Raw genomic sequence first — 18,713 nt, forward strand, 5'->3', positions numbered from 1 at the left:
AGTGGGTATATATATCCTTGTAGCCAAAAAATATGTGGGAAGGAGAAGTGAAGAATTGAAGAAAGGCACAAAAATCCTTTTAGCTATTTTAGTTTTAGTTGTAGTGCTTGTTGTGTACACCTTTTCAACATACAATAGCCTTGTGCGCTTGAAAGAAAATGTTGACAGCAAATGGAGCCAGGTTGAAAATCAGCTGCAAAGAAGGGCAGACTTAATTCCGAACCTGGTTAACACTGTCAAAGGCTATGCAAAACACGAAAAAGAGATTTTTGAAACTCTTGCTCAGGCAAGGTCAAAGCTTTTAAATTCCTCAACATTAGAAGATAAAGCAAAGGCAAACGATGAGCTTTCATCGGCAATTTCAAGGCTTTTGATGATAGTTGAAAATTATCCCAATCTCAAGGCAGACAGAACATTTGTCCAGCTTATGGATGAGCTATCTGGTACAGAAAACAGAATTGCCGTTGCAAGAAAGGATTACAATGAGGCTGTTAGAGAGTATAATATGAAAATAAAGGTGTTTCCTAATGTTATAGTTGCAAGGATGTTTGGCTTTGAAGAAAAGAAATATTTTGAGGCATCAAGCCAAGCAAAAAGCGTGCCTTCGGTTGACTTTTCGAAATAAAAGGAGAAGATAAAAGATGAAGACAAAGCCAGGTTCACTTCTTATGATACTTGCAATGGCAGTTGCAATTGCGGTTTTAAGTTTTTTATTTGCGTCTTTTGTTCTTGCTAAAACGCAGATTCCCCAAAAACCTGTTGAAAATGTCTACATTTTTGACTATGCGAACTTGATTGATAGCTCTGATGAAGAAGAGATGAGGGCTTTGGCAAAGGAAGTAGAGGACAAATCAAAGGCAGAGATAGTAGTTGTGACAGTAGAAACTCTTGGAAGCTACACAATAGAAGAGTATGCAAATGAACTTTTCAACAGCTGGGGGATTGGCGACAAAGAGCTTAACAATGGAGTTTTGATTTTGGTAAACAAGGAGAATTTGCTATCTGGCAAGAGAGGAAGAATAAGAATAGAAGTTGGCTATGGACTGGAAGGTGCGATAACAGATGGTGAAGCGGGAAGGATACTTGATGAGTATGCTATACCTGCATTTGAGAACAAAGAGTATTCAAAGGGGATAAAAAATACATTTTTAGCAGTTGCAAGCGAGGTTGCAAATGAGTATGGGCTTAAGATAAATTCAATAGAGGGCTTTAAAAATGATAAAAGCAAACATTCAAATGACAAAAGCAATGTTGTGATGGTTGTTTTTGTGGCAATTTTGATTGGTTTTTCCTTATCAATAATGGGGATAGTAATTTTACTTGCATATAAAAATCCAAAACTCTTCAATGATTCTCAATATACTTTGTGGAAGTGGGAAAAGAGGATTTATTTTAAAGATAAGTTTGACAAAAATGATGAAGATGATGACTCTTTTAAATGGTTTAGAGGAGGTTCATCGGGAGGTGGATTTGGAGGTTTTGGAGGAGGGTCATCTGGCGGTGGAGGTGCAAGCAGGTAAAAAAGCCTGCTTTTTTTGTTTTTATTTTGATTCTTCAATATGATAAAATTGAAAGGTGTACAGAAAATTTTAGAATTATCAAAACTTAAAAAAGCACAGGAGCTGAGAACGTTGGTACAGGAATTAGCAAAAAAATATATGCCTCAATAACAGATTACATGATAAGAAGACTCGCTTCAAATGATAATGTTTATATTCGAGGAATACAGCTTTACAATCACGGAAGAGTAAAGAATCCAAAATTTAATCCAGAGCTTATGATAGCTGAAGCAAAGGTAGAAGGTGATACAGATACATATAATGTCATCCTTGATCTTGACGTTGATACTGAGGGAGAAGAGAATAATTTAAAAGCAAGCATTTATAAAGTTGGATTTTGGTGTGAATGCAAAGCAGCTCAGACCTACAAAGGACTTTGCAAACATTCGGTTGCTCTTTTAAAAACTCTTTCTAAAGGTGAGGTTGAAGTTGTAGATTATCCAACACCTATTTTTTTGGAATTGAAAAAGAAGTTTGAAGAGGAAGAGAGGCAAAAAAGAAGGACAGAGTTTAAAAAAAGACTTGAAAAGATAAAAAGTACTTATGCACATGCAATGACAAGACTTATATCAGAAATAGATATAAAACCGAATGTATATTTAAAGAAGATAATAGAGTCAGTATCTGTTGATGCCTTAAATATGAGGTTTAAGATATACTCTGAAGATATAGGGAAGGAATATTTTATCAAAGATATAGGTGATTTTTCAGAAGCCTATATTAATAAAATTGAATATCAATTTGGGAAAAAGTTTGTATATAATCCATTTATACATGTATTTCCGGAAGAAGACAAAAAACTTTTAGAGTTTATTTACAAACTTAAGAATATAAAGCCAGTTATTTTCTCAGCCCAATATCTTAGTATTCCCTATGCCTTGTGGGAAGACTTTTTCAATCTTATAAACAGACAAGAAATCTTTACAGCTTACGGCGAAGGAAATGAATATAAGAAGATAAAGGTAGATATTACCAAACCAGTATATATTGATATTTTTGTGGATATGAATGAAGAAGAAGCCAACATAAAATCTGAGTTTTTAAAAGAAGCAGATGTGCTTGACTGGAAACAAAGAGCAAGGTTTGTAATATACAAAGATACTCTGACTGTGCTAAAAGAACCGCACAATTTCATAATTTATCCTCTTTTTTACTACAATTGTGTTGAATTTGCAGCAGATGAAATACAGGGAGAGATAAAATTAAATAATGAAGATTTAAAAGAATTTATAGAAATTATTTATCCTGTTGCTAAAGAGTATTGCAGATTTGAAATGTCACAAAAAGTAAAAGAGTTTTTAGAATTAAAAGATGAAGAGCTGAAATTAAAGGTTTTATTTGATACTTACAAAAAAGGCATTTGTGCGCAGATAAAATATACAGATGGGTCAACTGATTTGGATATTGAAAAAGCAGGATTAAAGAGAGATTTAGTAAAAGAGCTTAAAATTGCATATATATTTACAGCCTATGGATTTGAAAGAAATCAAAAGAAGCAATATATTTTAGAGGATGAAGAAAAGATTTTTAATTTTGTCACAAATGGACTTTCAACTCTGATGAATATTGCAGATGTGTACTATTCAGAAACTTTTAAAAGTTTCAAAATAAAGAAAAAGACAAAGTTCAATGTAAAGGTGAGCTTAAATCATGTATCGGTAGAATTCTGGCTTTCTGCTGAGGATATTCCACAGGATGAAGTGCAGACGTTCTGGCTTCTTTAGAAGAGAAAAAGAAATATCACAGGCTGAAAGATGGTGCAATCCTACTTTTAGATGATCCAGAGCTTGAAAAGATTCAAAATATAGTAAAAGATCTTGATATTCTTAAGAAAGACCTCAAAATCGGATTTAAAGAGAATTTCTGAAAATCAAGTATATAGCTTGATTGATGGAACTTTGTTTTTGCATGCTGCACCAAGCTGGCAGCAACAAAAGGTTTTGAAAGAACTGATGTTCATATTTGGTAACTATTTGAAAGATAGAGATTACGAAATATTTTCTGCACCATTTGATGTGTTTTTGGAGGCAAAGGATGAACATGAAGTTGAAAATGCCACAACGGTTGTTCAGCCAGACTTGACTATAATCTGTGAGAAATCAAAACTTGCAAAAACAGGGTATATAGGCGTCCCACAAATGATAATAGAGATAACCTCGCCTTCTACAGTCAGACTTGATAGAGTTTTGAAGTTCAACAAATATGAAGAGGCAGGTGTAAAAGAATACTGGGTTGTAGAGCCAGAAAATAAAATAATCACTTGTTTTGTTTTGGAGCCAGACGGTCGTTATGGAAGACCAAAGATTTTTTCAGAAGGGGACATAATAAAGGTTGTTACTTTTCCTGGTTTAGAAATACATGTGAATAAGATTTTTGAAATATAACAAGTGGGTAGGGAGGGAAAAAGCCATCTTACCCAAAATTTTTTTATAACAAGAGAGGAATTTTAAATCATTTTAATTGTAAATTTCAGAGCTAAGAAAGGAGGTTTATATTCTTAAAAATTTATGCAACAGACTGTTTATATCATGGATGTACAAAACAAAAAGATTCACTTTTTTCAATAAATTATACAGGATTCTGGTGTAAAAAGCCTTTTTTCTTTATGAAGAAGTATAAATATAAAATTAGAATTGAATAAATAAACATAAAAATATATGTAGTACAAATTTTTATAGAATTATGTTAGAATCAAAGGAGCAAAAATTACAACAAATGGGGTGTTGTACTTGTTTAGAGAAAATAACAACCATCTCCAACAATCATTATTTGAAAGTGTTAACTTCATGGATTCAAGGATAAAGGCTAAACTTGAAAAATCATGGGCTCCCATATTTTATAAATACGTGTTCTGCAACATCGATGAAAAACCCTTTTCAGTTTTATACAGTGATACAGGAAGGGCTAACTTCCCGGTTAACATACTTCTTTCCTTGGAATACATAAAACACCTTAAAAACTACTCTGATGATGAACTTATCGAAAATTTCAACTTCAATTACCTGATAAATTATGCTGTAGGAATAAGAACATAAGTAAATATGAACCTTTCAGAGAAAACCTTATATGACTTTAGAACAAGGATATACAAATACCTCATAAAACATCCTGAACAAGAGGACTTAATATTCGGGCAGTTTTTAAATCTTACCATGATTTTTGCCAAAGAAGCAGGTATATACATGAAAGAACAGCGGATGGACTCCACCATGTTCATGTCAAACATCAAAAAAGCAGGAAGAGTTGCCCTTGCCTTTGATGTACTTTACAGGGCAGTAAAATCCATTCCTGAAGACAGACTTTCAGAGAACCTAAAAAAAGTTCTCAACCCTGAATTTAGGGCAGAAGTGATACACAAAACCAAGCCTTCAGAAGGCGAAAGCAGGCTGGAAATGCTCTTGAATCTTTGCCAAGAAACAAAAGAAACAATTGAAAACATTTCTGAACTAAAAAACTCCGATGCGTATAGGATCCTTGAAAGATTTTTGTCGGAACAGGCGTACTACGACGAACAAACCAAGAAGCTCAAGGCCAAAGATAGCAAAAGTATACCCAGCGATTCTCTTCAGTCAGCATATGATGAGGATGCTACTTATCGCAAGAAGGGGAACAAAGCTGAAAGCGGATATGTTTTAAACCTTAGCGAAACCTGTGCAAAAGAAAATTCTTTTCAGCTCATAACAGACTATACGGTAGAAAAGAACGTAAAGAGTGATGTAGAGCTTTTAAAAGAGAGACTACCTATTGTAAAACAGAATACAAAATGTCAAGAAGTCTATGTAGACGGTGGTTATTACTCCAAAGAAGTAGTACAAATTGCAAAAGAGAACTGTGTAGAAGTTCATTTTACTGATTTAAACGGTAGGAAGCCTGTTAGGATGTCAGTGAGCGAATATGAAATAGATGAAGAGACGAAAGTGATAAAGAAATGCCCAAGGGGAATAATACCCATCCATGCAAGTGTTAAGAAAGGGCAGACGGTAGCCCATTTTCCAAAAGAAGCCTGTGCAAAGTGTGAATTAAAAAATCAATGTTATTGCAAAGAGCAGAAAAAAGATTATGTGGTGAGGGTAAATCTAAAATCGATAGAAGCAGCCAAACAACGGGAAAAGATAGAATGCAGGTGTGAGGGAAACAAGGGCAAAAGAGCAGCAATAGAAGGTACTAATTCAGCCTTGAAGAGGGGTCATGGTCTTTCGAAGCTTCGAGTAAGGGGACTTGTAAAATGTAGAGTAAACGTAGGTTTAAAGGTATTGGCCCAGAATTTTAAGCGTTTTGCAAGATACATGTTGGAGCGAGCTAAAAAAGCTATTGGAGAGAGGCAGGGGGGAAGTGCGCCCGTATTGGTACAATAAATGGTAATAACGTATTATAAAGGTAATACATAAGATTTTCTCGGCAGATTTTAGACTGGATTTTTGTTGTCACAGGCATAAATTACCACAATTTACCTGAATAAATTTTCAAAGTACAGAAAGGCAGATTCTAAAATTGAGTTTTTATACTAGAATCATATAGAAAATAAGAGAAAGATTAAAAGAAATAAAGCTATATAAAGCTGAGCTTAAAAAAATAGCAAACAATAAAGAAAAATGGAGAAAAATAAGGTAAAGTATTGATTGACAAAATTGGGTAAGCAAAGTAAGCTTTTAATAAAAAGGTTAAACAAAAAAAGGTTTTAAAAGAAAATATAGATATAACATTAATAAAACATAAAGAAAAGAGTATTGTAAAGATAGTAAACTAACAGTAGGTATAAAAGTAAAGAAAATCACTGTTATGTAAGATAGATAAATATTATGAAGTAAGATAGAAGTTTTGTAAAAAGTCTATATCGGATAATATGCAAGCAGTAAGGCAAAACCTCTCTTGCGCGCAAAGGGGTTTGAATATTAATTAGCTAATATTAAGATGATATTATCAAATGGAGGTGGTTAAAAATGACTAATTTAAAAATTAAGAGGTTATTAGGGGCAATTGGTATAATCATTTTTTCTTTATGTTTCATGATTGCATGGGCTGTCAGTAGTGGTAACTATACAATAATTTTACCCGCATTTAAAGGTGATGTTATTGCGATGCAAGATTACAAACAAACTAATGATCAATTTGTCTATAATAAAGTTATTTCCGTAGGTAAAGGATATAAGGGTGCAGATTTTTGGGTAACTAAGCAAGATGATACACGAATCTCAAATGTAACACCATGCTATCCAAGTAATGGAACAGTTATGATCAATTTAAACAATGGTCCATATTCAAAAGGTACTTATATAAAACTATATGCTCAAAATCATGAATTAACATATGTAGATGTCCAATTGAATGGCTGGGCAGATTTGAGGTAAAATTTGTATACTGTGAGCAGAGCTAAATTTGCTCTGCTCACCTCTTTTGAAAGGGGCGAAATAAGATGTTTATGGATGTTTTAAAGTTTGAATTTAAAAAACTTTTGAGTAGAAAAGAATTTAACATTGTCTTAATGGTAAAATTTATATTGATTTGTGTTGCTTTTATATATGCAGTATTAACTTTATATAAGTTTCCATCATCAGAAATTCCTTCAGCGTATCAATTATGGATATGTCAAGATGGTGTGAATTTTGTAAATTATCTTGGAGATATTTATGCATTGTTTTTAATTACGTTACCAGTGTGTATAGCTTATGCGGATACATACTTAGAAGATAGAAAAGAAAAAGTGTTTGAGTTAATTATAACTCGATGTAAAAAAGAGATTTATATTTTATGTAAAGCAATTTGTGTTTTTTTATCTGGTTTTATAATAGTATTCTTTCCTTTACTGTTACATCAGATTCTTTGTATAATTGCTCTGCCGCTTTATAGTATTTCGGAGGCAACAAATGGCTTGCCAGTATACAGGAGTTATTTTCTTAGTACACAATTATATTTTTTTAATATTCATGTTAAAAATCCATATCTTCATAATATTTTATATATGTTTTTAGATGGTCTATTTGGAGGTATAGTAGCGATTTTTTCATATTCCCTGTCTTTCCTCAAAAAGATTAATAGATATGTAGTTATTATTCTTCCTACAGTTTTATTTCTAACAGAGAATTTTGTTGCTGCAGTTCTTCACAAAGCTAATTTTTCCTTAGGATATTACCTAAGTGTAACAACAAATGTTGTTGGGATGAATTACAATATATTTTCTTTTTCTTTAATTGTCTTAATAATGATTAGTGTTGTAATTATACTTACGAATGTATGTAGGGATGATATAGAATGAAGTTAAAGCAGATATATACTTTTAATTTAGTAAAGCGTTTTTGCATATATGTTCTACTATTAACATTTGAGATTGGTCTTTTTATTCTGATGATGAAAGAAATAAAGTTCAAAGAGAATTTAAACTTGGATTATTTGTTTGCACAATTTTCACAGATAAAGTATTTTTCATTATACTATATACCTTTATTTCTCTTTGTTCTCAATAATTTGAATATATTAGATAACTACTTGGTATTTACCAAGTATACTAATATAAAGGATTGGTGGAAAGAAAAAATAAAGAAACTGATGGCAGAAACATTAATATATATTAGTATTTTTGCTTCTCCTATCATTATTGCAGTAATGGTAAACGGAAAGAAATTAATCCTTTCTAATTTGAAAGCAAGCATATTTATTATTATTTATTTTCTTATTGTGTTTATGCTATTTTGTGTAGTTGGTGTTATATATCTTATTACATCGTTTACATTTAAAAAACAGTATATAGGGTTTGCAATTAGTTTTTTAGTAGGTTCTCTTGATTTTTTATTGAGTTTATTTAAGTACTATAATTTTGCTATGACAACATCTGGAATGCTGGCAGATTTCATTTTATCATTTAGATTTCCATTGAAGAAATTTTTATTTTTACAATTTATATATGTTGGATATTTTATTATGTTTTTTATACTTTTAAATTTTATATCTTGTACTATATTGGAAAAGAGTGATCTTTACAGAGGTGATATAAAATTAGAAAGGTAGGTAGGTTACTTTTTGTATCAACAATTATAGGAAGTTTACTTTGCTGGTATGGAACAATTTATTTAAATTATTTCAAAAATAATTTCTTAGAAACTTTGATAATATTCTGTGGTAATATCTTACCTTATCCACAAAAGAGTATGAATATTTGGCTTACTCCTTATTTACTCTATGCTGTGCCTAAATTGTATGTTTTATTTGAAATGGGTAATTTTTTTTATGAGGATTTTATTATATGCTCTGTATATGTTTTTACTAGAAAAGAAAGTAGATTGTTTTGGTTTATAAAAAAATTAGGTAATATTTCTAAATATGTGTTTGGGTATTATACAGGGGTGATAGTTTCAGTGGTTGTAGTTGGTATTATTAGAGGGCTTAAAACAAGGTCATTTTCTGATTTTGTATTTATCATTATTTCGGTTATAATTTTAAATTTTCTATCTTCTTTAATATTTGTTTTATTAACAAATGTATTATCTCTTTATTCGAATTCCAGATTGTCAATATTATACTCGGTGTTGGTATGGACAGTGTGTTTTTTACAAGCTTTTGTTTACATTGGGAACATTCAACCTTTATTGATAAAATTAAATCCTGTGTTGCAACCAGTTATAATATGGCATGATAACTATTTTTTGAAAAAATATAATGTGTTTGAAATAGAACCTATACATACTTTCGATATGTTATGGTCATTATTAGTGTTATGTATCTATTTATTAGGTATAATTCTATTTGGAGTAAGAGTTATAAAAACAATTGAAATAACTGATAGAGATTAAAATTAAGAGGTGAATTTTACAATGAATGCAGTAGAGATAAGGAATTTAACTAAAATAATTAGAGGAAAAGTTATTTTGAATGATATTAACCTTGAACTTGAGCAAGGAAAAATCTATGGTTTTTTTGGCAGAAATGGGTCAGGCAAAACAATGCTTTTTAGGGCTATATGTGGATTAATAAAGCCAACATCAGGTGAGGTTGTTGTTTTTGGAAAAAGGATAGGAATAGATGTATCATTTCCAGATAGCTTGGGATTAATTATAGAAAATGTTGGATTGTGGGGTCAGTGGACAGGCTTTCAAAATTTAAAATTTTTGGCTTCAATAAAAAATATCATAAATGATAATGAGATAAGAGCAGCAATAAAGAGAGTTGGACTTGATCCCGATGACAAAAGACCATATAGGAAGTATTCCTTGGGTATGAAACAAAGGCTTGCTATAGCTCAAGCTATAATGGAAAGGCCTCAACTAATTGTTTTAGATGAACCTACCAATTCACTTGATGAAGAAGGTGTTAGTTTGGTAAGAAAAATATTATTAGAGGAAAAGGAAAGAGGTGCAACTATATTAATAGCAAGCCATATAAAAGAGGACATTGATTTACTTTGTGACTATAAATTCAAGGTAGATGATGGTAAAGTATACTGTGTAGAGGGTGGCAGGTGAAATGAATAAAAAGTATTATGTTACTGTAGTTTTTTTTATAGCAATATCTGTAATTGTGGCAGTTACAGTACGATTGTCATTTATTGATTTTAAGAGTTTGGAAAGGATGAATAAGGATAATTTTAAAATATTGAGAGGAGGCAATATTTTAACTATAGAAAAAAATAATGATATCATAGAAAATGACAATTTGTCATTTTCTGATTTGCTAAATGATGCTGAAGTTGTAGTTAAAGGTATTACGCTAAATGAAAGAATTTACTTACATGGTGCGACTTTGACGGCTTTTAAAGTAAATAAGGTGTATAAGGGGAATATTAGCAGCAAAAAAATATACCTATTTGAACCGTCTTATTTTGATTTCAAATATAGCACGTTTTTCATCTATAACGGATATAATCTAATGCGAGCAGGTAAAGAATATATACTATTCTTAAAAAACTGGCAGTATAAAAAATGTGTTCAGTATCATCCTTTTTATAAAACCAAGAACGTCTACATTCTTGCTCACAATAGTGGAATTGATAAATATAGTGTTAATAAAAGTTTTGAAGTAAAAATAGTAGAGGATGATGTTGTGTATTACAAACAAATAAAGAATCTTGATTTTTGTGCATATACAAACAAAGAAGCAGAGAAATACAATGAATTGAAAAAAGAAGTAATTGTTAAATTATATAACACAAGATTTAACTGAAGGAAATCCGCAAAAGGTAAAAGAGATAGTTTCACAGTACAATAAAGCAAAGATATTATGGGAAGAAGGCGGAAAGAAGTATGAAAAAATTATTGAAATGAATGTTAAGATTTTGGACTGATACAACAGATAATTTAGCTTGTTGAATAAAAATTATTGCCAATAGAGTAATAAAAAGATAATAATTATTGATTCCATTCATAAGCAAAAGAAAATTTTTTGCCTTCTAATTTTCTGAGAAACTGTTCAAACAAAAAAGTAATTAGTATCCAATCGGTATGCCTTTTGTAACTTTTAAATCCTCTTAACCTAATATTCTCAAGGTTATACTCACCTTTCAACTTGCTAAAAAGTTTTTCTATTTTCATCCTGAGTTTATATAACTTCTTACCTTCTTCTGTACCTAAAAATTTTATATTCTCTGCCCTAAATCTATTTTTTACGTTTTCCTCATTTCTCATATTCCTTCTATTTACCCCTGCTACAAATTTTATTTCAAGTCTATTTGCAATATCAAACCATCTGTTACAGTCATATCCTGCATCCGCTAATAATATCTTCGAATTGTAATTCCATGCCCTGTACAAAAGTTCTTCTTGAGTAGAGTCATGTTTGTTTGCTGTAGTTAAAATCCAGAAAAGTGGAATCACTTCTTCTTTCCCTGTACACAAAAGATGTAATTTATATCCTTTGTAAAAACCTATAGTAACATGTATTCCTATCTTTGCTTCTTTGTCTTGCTTTGAACTTCTCAAAGGTGTTGAATCTACTATTGTTATGGATACATCTGGATTAATTTCTGCTATTAACACGTCTCGGATAGCTTGCAATAAATCCTCTTCTATTTTTGCTGCTAATTTTGCTATGTATGAATAATCTGGACTTTTTTCTAATCCTATGCTCTTTTTGAACTCTGTATCTTGATTTATTCTGTATTCTAATTCCCTAAAACTTGCTATTCCTCTTTTGACCTTGTAAACTAAACAAGCTATTATTTGAAACAAACTAAATTTCCTTGGTCTGCCTCTTTTACTGTTTTTCCTTCTTTGGACTGTAGTTTCTGCAATCTTTTTTATTATGCAAAGGAGCTTTAAAAATTTTTCATTTTGTGCTTTAATAATTTTAGACATTTCTTTATTCCCCCTTGTGTGTTGGTTTGGTCTTTACAAATTAAAATTATATCACAAGGGGGATTTTTTTACCCATTACTGTATTCTTGCTAATATGGTTATCTCTTTTATTCAACAACCTAACAGATAATTATTAAGAGTTGCAATAAGTAAGATATTAGGCAAAAATATAATAGGTTTTATTGGGAGAACCCCAGGGCTGTCAGGCTACTTCAACAAGACAGCCCTATTTTTGTATATAGGCTTCTTTTGAAAGTCTTTCTATGGCCTTTTTAACAGAAGGAATAAGAGCTAATACTAAACACACAGCAAGGTCAGGCGCTATATATGTTGCATTGTAGATGGCAGAGTACACAAGCGGGCTTGTACCTTTTGGTGCGTATGATGCAAAAAACACAACTCCAGATATAACATGAAACACAAATCTTCCAAAGCCGCCTGCTAAAATTCCCAAGGGCAAATTTTTTCTAAAAAATCCTGCAAATCCAAGAGCACCAAAAGCCAGTGGATAGTCTAAAAGCAGCTGTGCCCAGTGAACAACATATGGATCTTGTATCAGCTGCAGTATTCCATAAGCCATTCCTGCAACAATTCCTGCAAAAGGTCCAAACATATAAGCATATGCAAACAGTGGCAGCATGCTTGCAGGTGTGATTGAACCGCCCTGTGGCATTCTGTAAAGCTTTATAAAAGAGAGGATGAATGAAAGTGAGATAGCTACCCCACCATATACAAGAGCTTTTGTTGAGAACTTTTGACGCTTTTGTGCAAGGTACAGGAAGATACTAATAAATATCAAAACAGCAACTATCGCAAGAGAATACCATTTTAGTTTTGCAAAGTCTTTGAATATGCTTGCAATATAACTCATCAGCTTTCATCTCCTTTTTTTAAGTTTGCAAAAATTTGCGGCTTCAATAATTATAACATAAGAAAGAGCTAATTTGAGATGTAGAAAATAATGTTTGGAGTAATAACACAAACAAATGATAAATCGTTAAATATTATATGAAAGGATAATATAAAAATGATTCGAGAAAAATTCAATATAATTATTTCTATCATTGACAAAAAAATAAAATTTGATAAAATAATAGAGAGTAAAAATTGATAAATAATTTCTTAATAACAATTTCAAGTGAAGGGAGTAAAACCAATGAAGAAAAGACTTTGTGCGGCTTTTGCTGTTATTATTTTTATCTTTTTATGTTATGTTCAAATTGCTCCAGCAGGTAGCTTTATAAATATTGAAAATATTGAATATGGGATTGATAATACATTAAAACTCCAAAAAATGGCCGAAGCAAAAATTACTTTGACAAATTCAAGTTCGAACAATTTCAAAGGCAAGCTTTCTTTTGAGAGGTGGATTCTTGATAATAATGCGGTTATTATAAACAGAGGTTCTCGGAAGACAAAAATAAAAGCTTTTTCTTTCTCTAAGCAATTTGAGATAGCAGGCAATTCAAAAAAGGTAATTTCTATTCCTGTGTACTTTGGCAATGATGGTGTTGCTGAGCAATATTTTAAAATTTACACTTCTGATGGCAGATTAATTTCTTCAGTTAAAGTAAAACCTAAACTCTTTTATGTAAAAAACTGTGTGGGAATCTTTTCTTTAAAAGGTGCAGCAAGTGACCTTTCGTATGTATTAGAAAATAGCGGAAAAGCTGCAAATGTTGTTGTCCTTAGCAGCAAAAATTTTCCAACAAGAGAGTCACTGCTTGAGATGTTTGAATTTATTATCATTCACAACTACAAAACTTCAAATTTGACAGAGCAGCAGTATCAGGCTTTAAAGGACTATGTAGCAAAAGGTGGGAACCTTATAATAACCTTGGGTGAAAATTATCAAAAAAATCTTTCTGTGTTTACAGATGATTTTCTTGTAGGGAGGATTGGCAAGGAAAAAACTGGAGATATACTGCTAAAGAGGATAAGCCAAAAAGATTATACCCGAAATGTGATTGTGCCAAGCAATCAGAAAGATATAGTACTTGAGAAGATTAAATATGTTGAGTTTGACCTTAAAAATGCTGAATTTATAAACCAAAAACACATGCAGAGAATAAAGTATGGCAAAGGGACAGTTCTGGTAACGTCTTTTGATCCTTTTGATGATCAAATCACAGATGAAGAAAAGAAGCAGATTTTTGACATAATAGTTGACAACTTAAACACCACATTTTATACTCCTGCAAATGCCGTTATGGGATATGCAGGCAACAGCCACCTTTACACTGCTGTGAATGTGAAGTGGCCAAACAACACCATGATATTAATACTGATAGTTATATACATTATTTTTGTAAGTTTTGGTAATTACTTTATTTTAAGAAGACTTAACAAGCGTCATTTGACATGGCAGCTGATTTTGGTTGGAAGTATTGTTTGGACAGCAATAATATTTGGTGTTGCAAATTTTTACAGGATAAATCAGCCTAATATAAATGCCTTGAATTTTATTGTTTATAATTCAGATGGAAAAGGGTATGTAGTAGACAAGTATTATCAGATATTTGCTCCTTTCAAAACAGACATAAAAATTAAAGGAATAGAAAATCAAAAAATAGAACCGCTTTTACTTGAATATGAGAATTTGCCAGTGGGCGAAAGCCCAACTAATGGATATGAATACTATCCATGGCAAGAAATAGTTTTCAAAGGTTTGCCAGCACCTTTTATGAAAAGTGTAAAGGATCAAACGGTTTACAAAGCGGATGATATTCCTCTTGATGTGAATTTTAACATAAAGGATATGTCGAAGATAACTGTGGAAATAAACAATAGGTCTGACTATGAAATAAAAAATATATTTGTGGTTCTGTATAATAGCTATGTTTACATAGAAGAATTAGAACCGCACAGCAAGGTCACAAAAACAATCTCTGATGTTTACGGTATGTTAGCAGACGAAATAAGAAATAGATTTTATAACAATCAGAGCTCAAGAATTAAAGATTTTCAACTTATTGACAGGGAAACAGACCTTTTGTGCAGCATTCTTCCCAAGGTTTTGTCAAACCCGTTTTTGATAGGGCATATAGAAAATTACAAAGAGGATAAGCTGAACATAAATTCAGAGGTTCTAAAAGTCCACAGCGAAGCTGTGTTCAGAAAAGACCTCGATAGAGTAGCCATTGTTAAAGATAGAAGAATTATTCTCCCAGGTTCTGTTATTCCCAATTTGATAAAAAACACATTCCCAAATGCAAACTATATAACACCTAATTATGCAATCTCATTTTATGGCAGGGGTGAGTTGGAGATTGAATATGATCTTTCGGGGTATTTGGACAGGATAGAAAAGGTCTTGATACAAATGCCAAAACAGTATGGAAGATTTAACGTTGAGGAATTTATCTTCAACGTTAAAACACAAAGGTGGGACAAGACAAGCTTTGAAAAACCACTTGCATTTGGAAAAGATGAAATAGAAAAATATTTCCAAGATTACAAAATAAAAATTAGAATTGTAGGGAAAGATGATAGGTCTGTGACAGCCATTCCTCTTATTTCTGCAGAAGGAGGAGAAAAATAACATGGCTCTTGTTGAGGTAGAGGGACTTGTAAAGTTTTATGGAAAAAAGAAGGCTTTGGACAATCTCACATTTACAGTTGACAGCAGGCAGATATTCGGTTTTGTTGGTCCGAACGGGGCTGGCAAAACAACCACAATGAAAATCATGTGTGGGCTTTTGAGGGCTGACGGTGGAACTGTGAAAATTGAAGGGATTGATGTTGCTAAAAAGACTAATAAGATTAAATTTCTTATTGGTTACATGCCTGACTTTTTTGGTGTGTATGATAATCTTAAGGTGAACGAATATTTGGAATTTTTTGCTTTGGCATATGGTATACGCGGTACAAAGGTGCAAAAACTTATAGATGACCTTTTAGAGCTTGTAAGGCTAACCGATAAAAAATATGATTTTGTTGATTCTCTCTCACGGGGCATGAAACAGAGGCTATGTTTGGCAAGGTGTCTGATTCACAATCCGCTTCTTCTTGTTTTAGATGAACCTGCTTCTGGCATGGACCCGCAGTCTCGAATTGAGATGAAAGAGATATTAAAAAATTTAAAGGATATGGGAAAGACAATAATAATAAGCTCACATATTCTTCCTGAGCTATCAGAGCTTTGCACACATGTCGGGATAATAAATGGCGGCAGGATGGTTGCTCAAGGTGATATCAACCAAATTACCCTACTTGCGCACGGCACAAAGAGGATTAAGATAAGGTTTGTTAATAGCTTTGATGAGGCTTATATGGTGTTTAAAGAGTTTCCAGCTGTTTGTGATATTCAAGTCATTGAAGGTGGGTACATTTTGGGTTTTAATGGTGATGACAATGATTTGTTTTTATTGATAAAGAGCTTGATTGACGAAGGTGCAAAGGTATGTGAAGTAAGTATGGTAGAAGGCAGCCTTGAAGAAGCATTTATGAAGGTAGTTCAGGGTGTTGAAAATTAGAGAGATTATTTCAAAACAGGGGAGTGAAGAAGTTTTGAAAAACATAAAAAGGTTTCTCACGGCCATTTTCTCAAACCCTATTGTCACAAAAGAAATAAAACAGAGGACAAGAGGGCTCAAGTTTTCGTTTACCATTGCTGGGTGGCTACTTCTTATGACTCTATTTACAATAATGTTTTTAAAATCATATACAAGGTCAGTTGTTGTGATAAGCCGTTACAGAAGTTTTGTCGAAAGCTTTTGTGTTTTTCTAATTTTTTTGTTTGCTGGTTTTTTCGAACTGTTGGTTGTAATTTTATGTTCCCAGGCAATTGCAAAAGAAAAAGAAAATCAAACACTTGACATACTTCTTTCAACGCCTTTGACCAATTTTGAAATTGTTGTTGGGAAGATGATAGCGGCAGCCGGTGAAGCGTTAATACTTTTCTTCTCTGCAGTTCCGATATTGGTACTTTTGTATTTTTATGGTATAACATCTATGGGGAATATTTTACTTATTATGCTCTATGTTTTTGTGATCATCCTCTTTTATGGTTCGCTGAGTCTTCTGCTATCAACACTTATCAAAAAGGGCATAGCAGCAACTGTGATTGTGGTTAGCATTGTCATTGCATCCACTATCTTTAGCTATTTTATCTTTGTAACCGGTGCACAGCCATTTGTAAGTAACTCACCCCAGCCTGGAAAAACTCAAAATTTCTGGAACTTGTTATCAATTTCTTTGAGTTCAACCTTTGCACTGATTGAATTTACAATTGTTCGTTTAAATTCAGATATGCCTGCTTTTTTTCCATACCATTATAAAATTAGAGGGTATCAAATTCACCTTATCATTTGCATAGTTGGAACAATTCTAAACATTTTTTTGAGTGCGCTATTTTTAAGTCCTCTGAGAAGAATCAGAATATTTAGAAGAAAGCCCAATTAAATGGAGATGGTAATTTATGCATGAAAGCGAAATGCAGATTTTGGGTTTTTTGAAAAAAGTGCAAAGAAGACAGATACTTTGCAGTTTTTTGTCACGTCTGTGGCAGTGTGTATCTGCTTCTTTGTCCTTTGTTATTTTAGTAGAAGCTTTATCAAAGATTGTCCCGATGTACTACAAATCTTTCTACCAGATATTTATTTTGCTGCTGTCTTTGAGTGTCTATACAATATTTATTATCTCAAAAAAGCCAGCTTTAGAGCACTCAGCACTTATAGTTGACAGTTTTGGCTTGAAAGAAAGGCTGACAACATCGTTGGAACTCATTGGCGTTGATACCGAAATCTCAAGATATGTAAAGCAAACGACGGCACAGATGATAAAAGACATTGACATAAAAAAACTAATAAAACCCAAGTTTGAAAAAAGCAAATGGATGTTTATGGCATTGCTTTTCTTTGTATTTATCATTTTATCAAATGTTCACAGTCCAAAAATGGATGAGGCAAAAAGATTACATCTTCTGAGCAGCCTTAAGAAAAAGGAAATACTCAAGATAGAAAAGCAGAAGAAAGAGGTGTTAAAAAGTTACAAACTTAATGAGGTTGAAAAGAGAAAGATTGATGAAGTATTGTTAAAACTTAAAAAGGAAATAAAGCTTGCCAAAACCAAAAGCGAAATAGAACTTACAAAGCAAAAGGCATGGTTTTTGCTCAATGATTTGAAAAATAGTCCCACAAGCTCCCAGTTTTATTCAGCAGTGGAAAAGCTCAAAAATTTTGTTGCACATGACAACAAGTCAAATCAAAGTGATACAAAAAATTCTCTTGCAAATACTAATACAAAAAGCAACAATAAAAGTGGAGGCTCATCTTCCAGTTCAAATGGACAAAGTATTGCACAAAAGAGTGAAAATAACAAGAGCAGTTCTGCTTTTTCCAAAGGCGAAAGCACCCAGGATGTAGGCAGCAGCTTGACTGCATCAAATGATCAAGGGCAGGTCCAGCAAGAGCAAGTGCAGTCTTCCTCTGCCGAGGCAAATGGAACTTCAAACGACTCAGGTTCAGGCGCAAGTACAAATACCGTGCAAAATGCATCCGGTCAAAGTGCAGGCGGAGGTATGCAGGGCGAAAGTAAAGGAATGACTCGGGTTGACAATTTAGACGGAAGAAGCGGTGGACTTGGTGCAGCTATTCCCAGAACTTCAAATAAAGTACAGATGCCATCCATTTATACAAAAAATCTTCTGAGCCTTGATGCATCTAAAAAGGTTTTGGCGGACACAGGGCAGGAAAGTGGAAGAGTATCCCAAAAACAGGGTATTGGAGAAAGAGGACAAAAGCTTAGTTTTGACAGGGTTTTTTCACAATACAAACAGGAGGCAAATGAATATATCGAAGCAGATGAAGTTCCTTCCTGGGCAAAGGAAATAACCAAACGGTATTTTGAAAATTTAGAGAACATGAGGTGATCA

16 protein-coding genes and 1 pseudogene are annotated in these 18,713 nt (G+C 32.5%); 15 read left to right on the forward strand and 2 right to left on the reverse strand.

Going from position 1 to position 18,713, the window contains the following annotated elements; genetic code table 11:
- Positions 1–55 precede the first annotated feature (55 nt).
- The 11 genes and pseudogenes from COB47_RS00090 (at position 56) to COB47_RS00140 (ending at position 10,709) form a co-directional block, all read left to right on the forward strand.
- A complete protein-coding gene (locus tag COB47_RS00090) occupies positions 56–625 on the forward strand; it encodes a LemA family protein (RefSeq protein WP_013289407.1) in 570 nt (189 codons plus the stop codon).
- A 16-nt stretch (positions 626–641) separates the two neighbouring features.
- The gene (locus COB47_RS00095; protein WP_013289408.1) at positions 642–1,520 is read left to right on the forward strand and encodes a TPM domain-containing protein; all 879 of its coding nucleotides are present in this window, start codon (positions 642–644) and stop codon (positions 1,518–1,520) included.
- Between the two features lie 680 nt (positions 1,521–2,200).
- Positions 2,201–3,426 (forward strand): annotated as a pseudogene (locus tag COB47_RS00100) (SNF2 helicase associated domain-containing protein).
- The gene (locus COB47_RS00105) at positions 3,377–3,943 is read left to right on the forward strand and encodes a Uma2 family endonuclease (protein WP_013289409.1); all 567 of its coding nucleotides are present in this window, start codon (positions 3,377–3,379) and stop codon (positions 3,941–3,943) included. Before COB47_RS00100 ends, COB47_RS00105 begins: the two are co-directional and overlap by 50 nt.
- A gap of 345 nt (positions 3,944–4,288) precedes the next feature.
- The gene (locus COB47_RS12385) at positions 4,289–4,594 is read left to right on the forward strand and encodes a hypothetical protein (RefSeq protein ID WP_237698922.1); all 306 of its coding nucleotides are present in this window, start codon (positions 4,289–4,291) and stop codon (positions 4,592–4,594) included.
- Between the two features lie 6 nt (positions 4,595–4,600).
- The gene (locus tag COB47_RS00110; protein WP_237698923.1) at positions 4,601–5,914 is read left to right on the forward strand and encodes a transposase; all 1,314 of its coding nucleotides are present in this window, start codon (positions 4,601–4,603) and stop codon (positions 5,912–5,914) included.
- A 585-nt stretch (positions 5,915–6,499) separates the two neighbouring features.
- A complete protein-coding gene (locus tag COB47_RS00115) occupies positions 6,500–6,907 on the forward strand; it encodes a hypothetical protein (RefSeq protein ID WP_013289410.1) in 408 nt (135 codons plus the stop codon).
- Positions 6,908–6,972: 65 nt separating this feature from the next.
- Positions 6,973–7,812: a hypothetical protein gene (locus COB47_RS00120; protein WP_013289411.1), complete on the forward strand. Its 840-nt coding sequence runs from the start codon at positions 6,973–6,975 to the stop codon at positions 7,810–7,812.
- Positions 7,809–8,561, forward strand: coding sequence for a hypothetical protein (locus tag COB47_RS00125; RefSeq protein ID WP_013289412.1), 753 nt, complete (start codon positions 7,809–7,811; stop codon positions 8,559–8,561). The genes COB47_RS00120 and COB47_RS00125 overlap by 4 nt, the downstream gene beginning before the upstream one ends.
- A gap of 803 nt (positions 8,562–9,364) precedes the next feature.
- Complete coding sequence (locus tag COB47_RS00135) at positions 9,365–10,012, forward strand: ABC transporter ATP-binding protein (protein ID WP_013289414.1); 648 nt, start codon at positions 9,365–9,367, stop codon at positions 10,010–10,012.
- A gap of 1 nt (position 10,013) precedes the next feature.
- The gene (locus COB47_RS00140) at positions 10,014–10,709 is read left to right on the forward strand and encodes a hypothetical protein (RefSeq protein WP_013289415.1); all 696 of its coding nucleotides are present in this window, start codon (positions 10,014–10,016) and stop codon (positions 10,707–10,709) included.
- Between the two features lie 185 nt (positions 10,710–10,894).
- Here the strand turns inward: COB47_RS00140 and COB47_RS00145 are convergent, their stop codons facing one another.
- Both COB47_RS00145 and thiT read right to left on the reverse strand, forming a co-directional pair.
- Entirely contained in the window at positions 10,895–11,839 is a 945-nt protein-coding gene (locus COB47_RS00145) for an ISNCY family transposase (protein WP_013289416.1), read from the reverse strand.
- A 226-nt stretch (positions 11,840–12,065) separates the two neighbouring features.
- A complete protein-coding gene (thiT, locus tag COB47_RS00150) occupies positions 12,066–12,710 on the reverse strand; it encodes an energy-coupled thiamine transporter ThiT (protein ID WP_013289417.1) in 645 nt (214 codons plus the stop codon).
- Positions 12,711–12,995: 285 nt separating this feature from the next.
- Between thiT and COB47_RS00155 the strand changes: the two genes are divergently transcribed.
- From COB47_RS00155 to COB47_RS00170, 4 genes are read left to right on the forward strand one after another with little or no spacing between them, the layout of a single operon-like run.
- Complete coding sequence (locus COB47_RS00155) at positions 12,996–15,380, forward strand: hypothetical protein (protein WP_013289418.1); 2,385 nt, start codon at positions 12,996–12,998, stop codon at positions 15,378–15,380.
- A 1-nt stretch (position 15,381) separates the two neighbouring features.
- Complete coding sequence (locus COB47_RS00160; protein WP_013289419.1) at positions 15,382–16,314, forward strand: ABC transporter ATP-binding protein; 933 nt, start codon at positions 15,382–15,384, stop codon at positions 16,312–16,314.
- Positions 16,301–17,242: an ABC transporter permease gene (locus COB47_RS00165; protein ID WP_237698925.1), complete on the forward strand. Its 942-nt coding sequence runs from the start codon at positions 16,301–16,303 to the stop codon at positions 17,240–17,242. The genes COB47_RS00160 and COB47_RS00165 overlap by 14 nt, the downstream gene beginning before the upstream one ends.
- 16 nt (positions 17,243–17,258) lie before the next feature.
- Positions 17,259–18,710: a hypothetical protein gene (locus COB47_RS00170; RefSeq protein ID WP_013289421.1), complete on the forward strand. Its 1,452-nt coding sequence runs from the start codon at positions 17,259–17,261 to the stop codon at positions 18,708–18,710.
- Positions 18,711–18,713 lie beyond the last annotated feature (3 nt).

Origin of the sequence: Caldicellulosiruptor obsidiansis OB47 (genome assembly GCF_000145215.1) — a bacterium.
Taxonomy (GTDB): domain Bacteria; phylum Bacillota; class Thermoanaerobacteria; order Caldicellulosiruptorales; family Caldicellulosiruptoraceae; genus Caldicellulosiruptor; species Caldicellulosiruptor obsidiansis.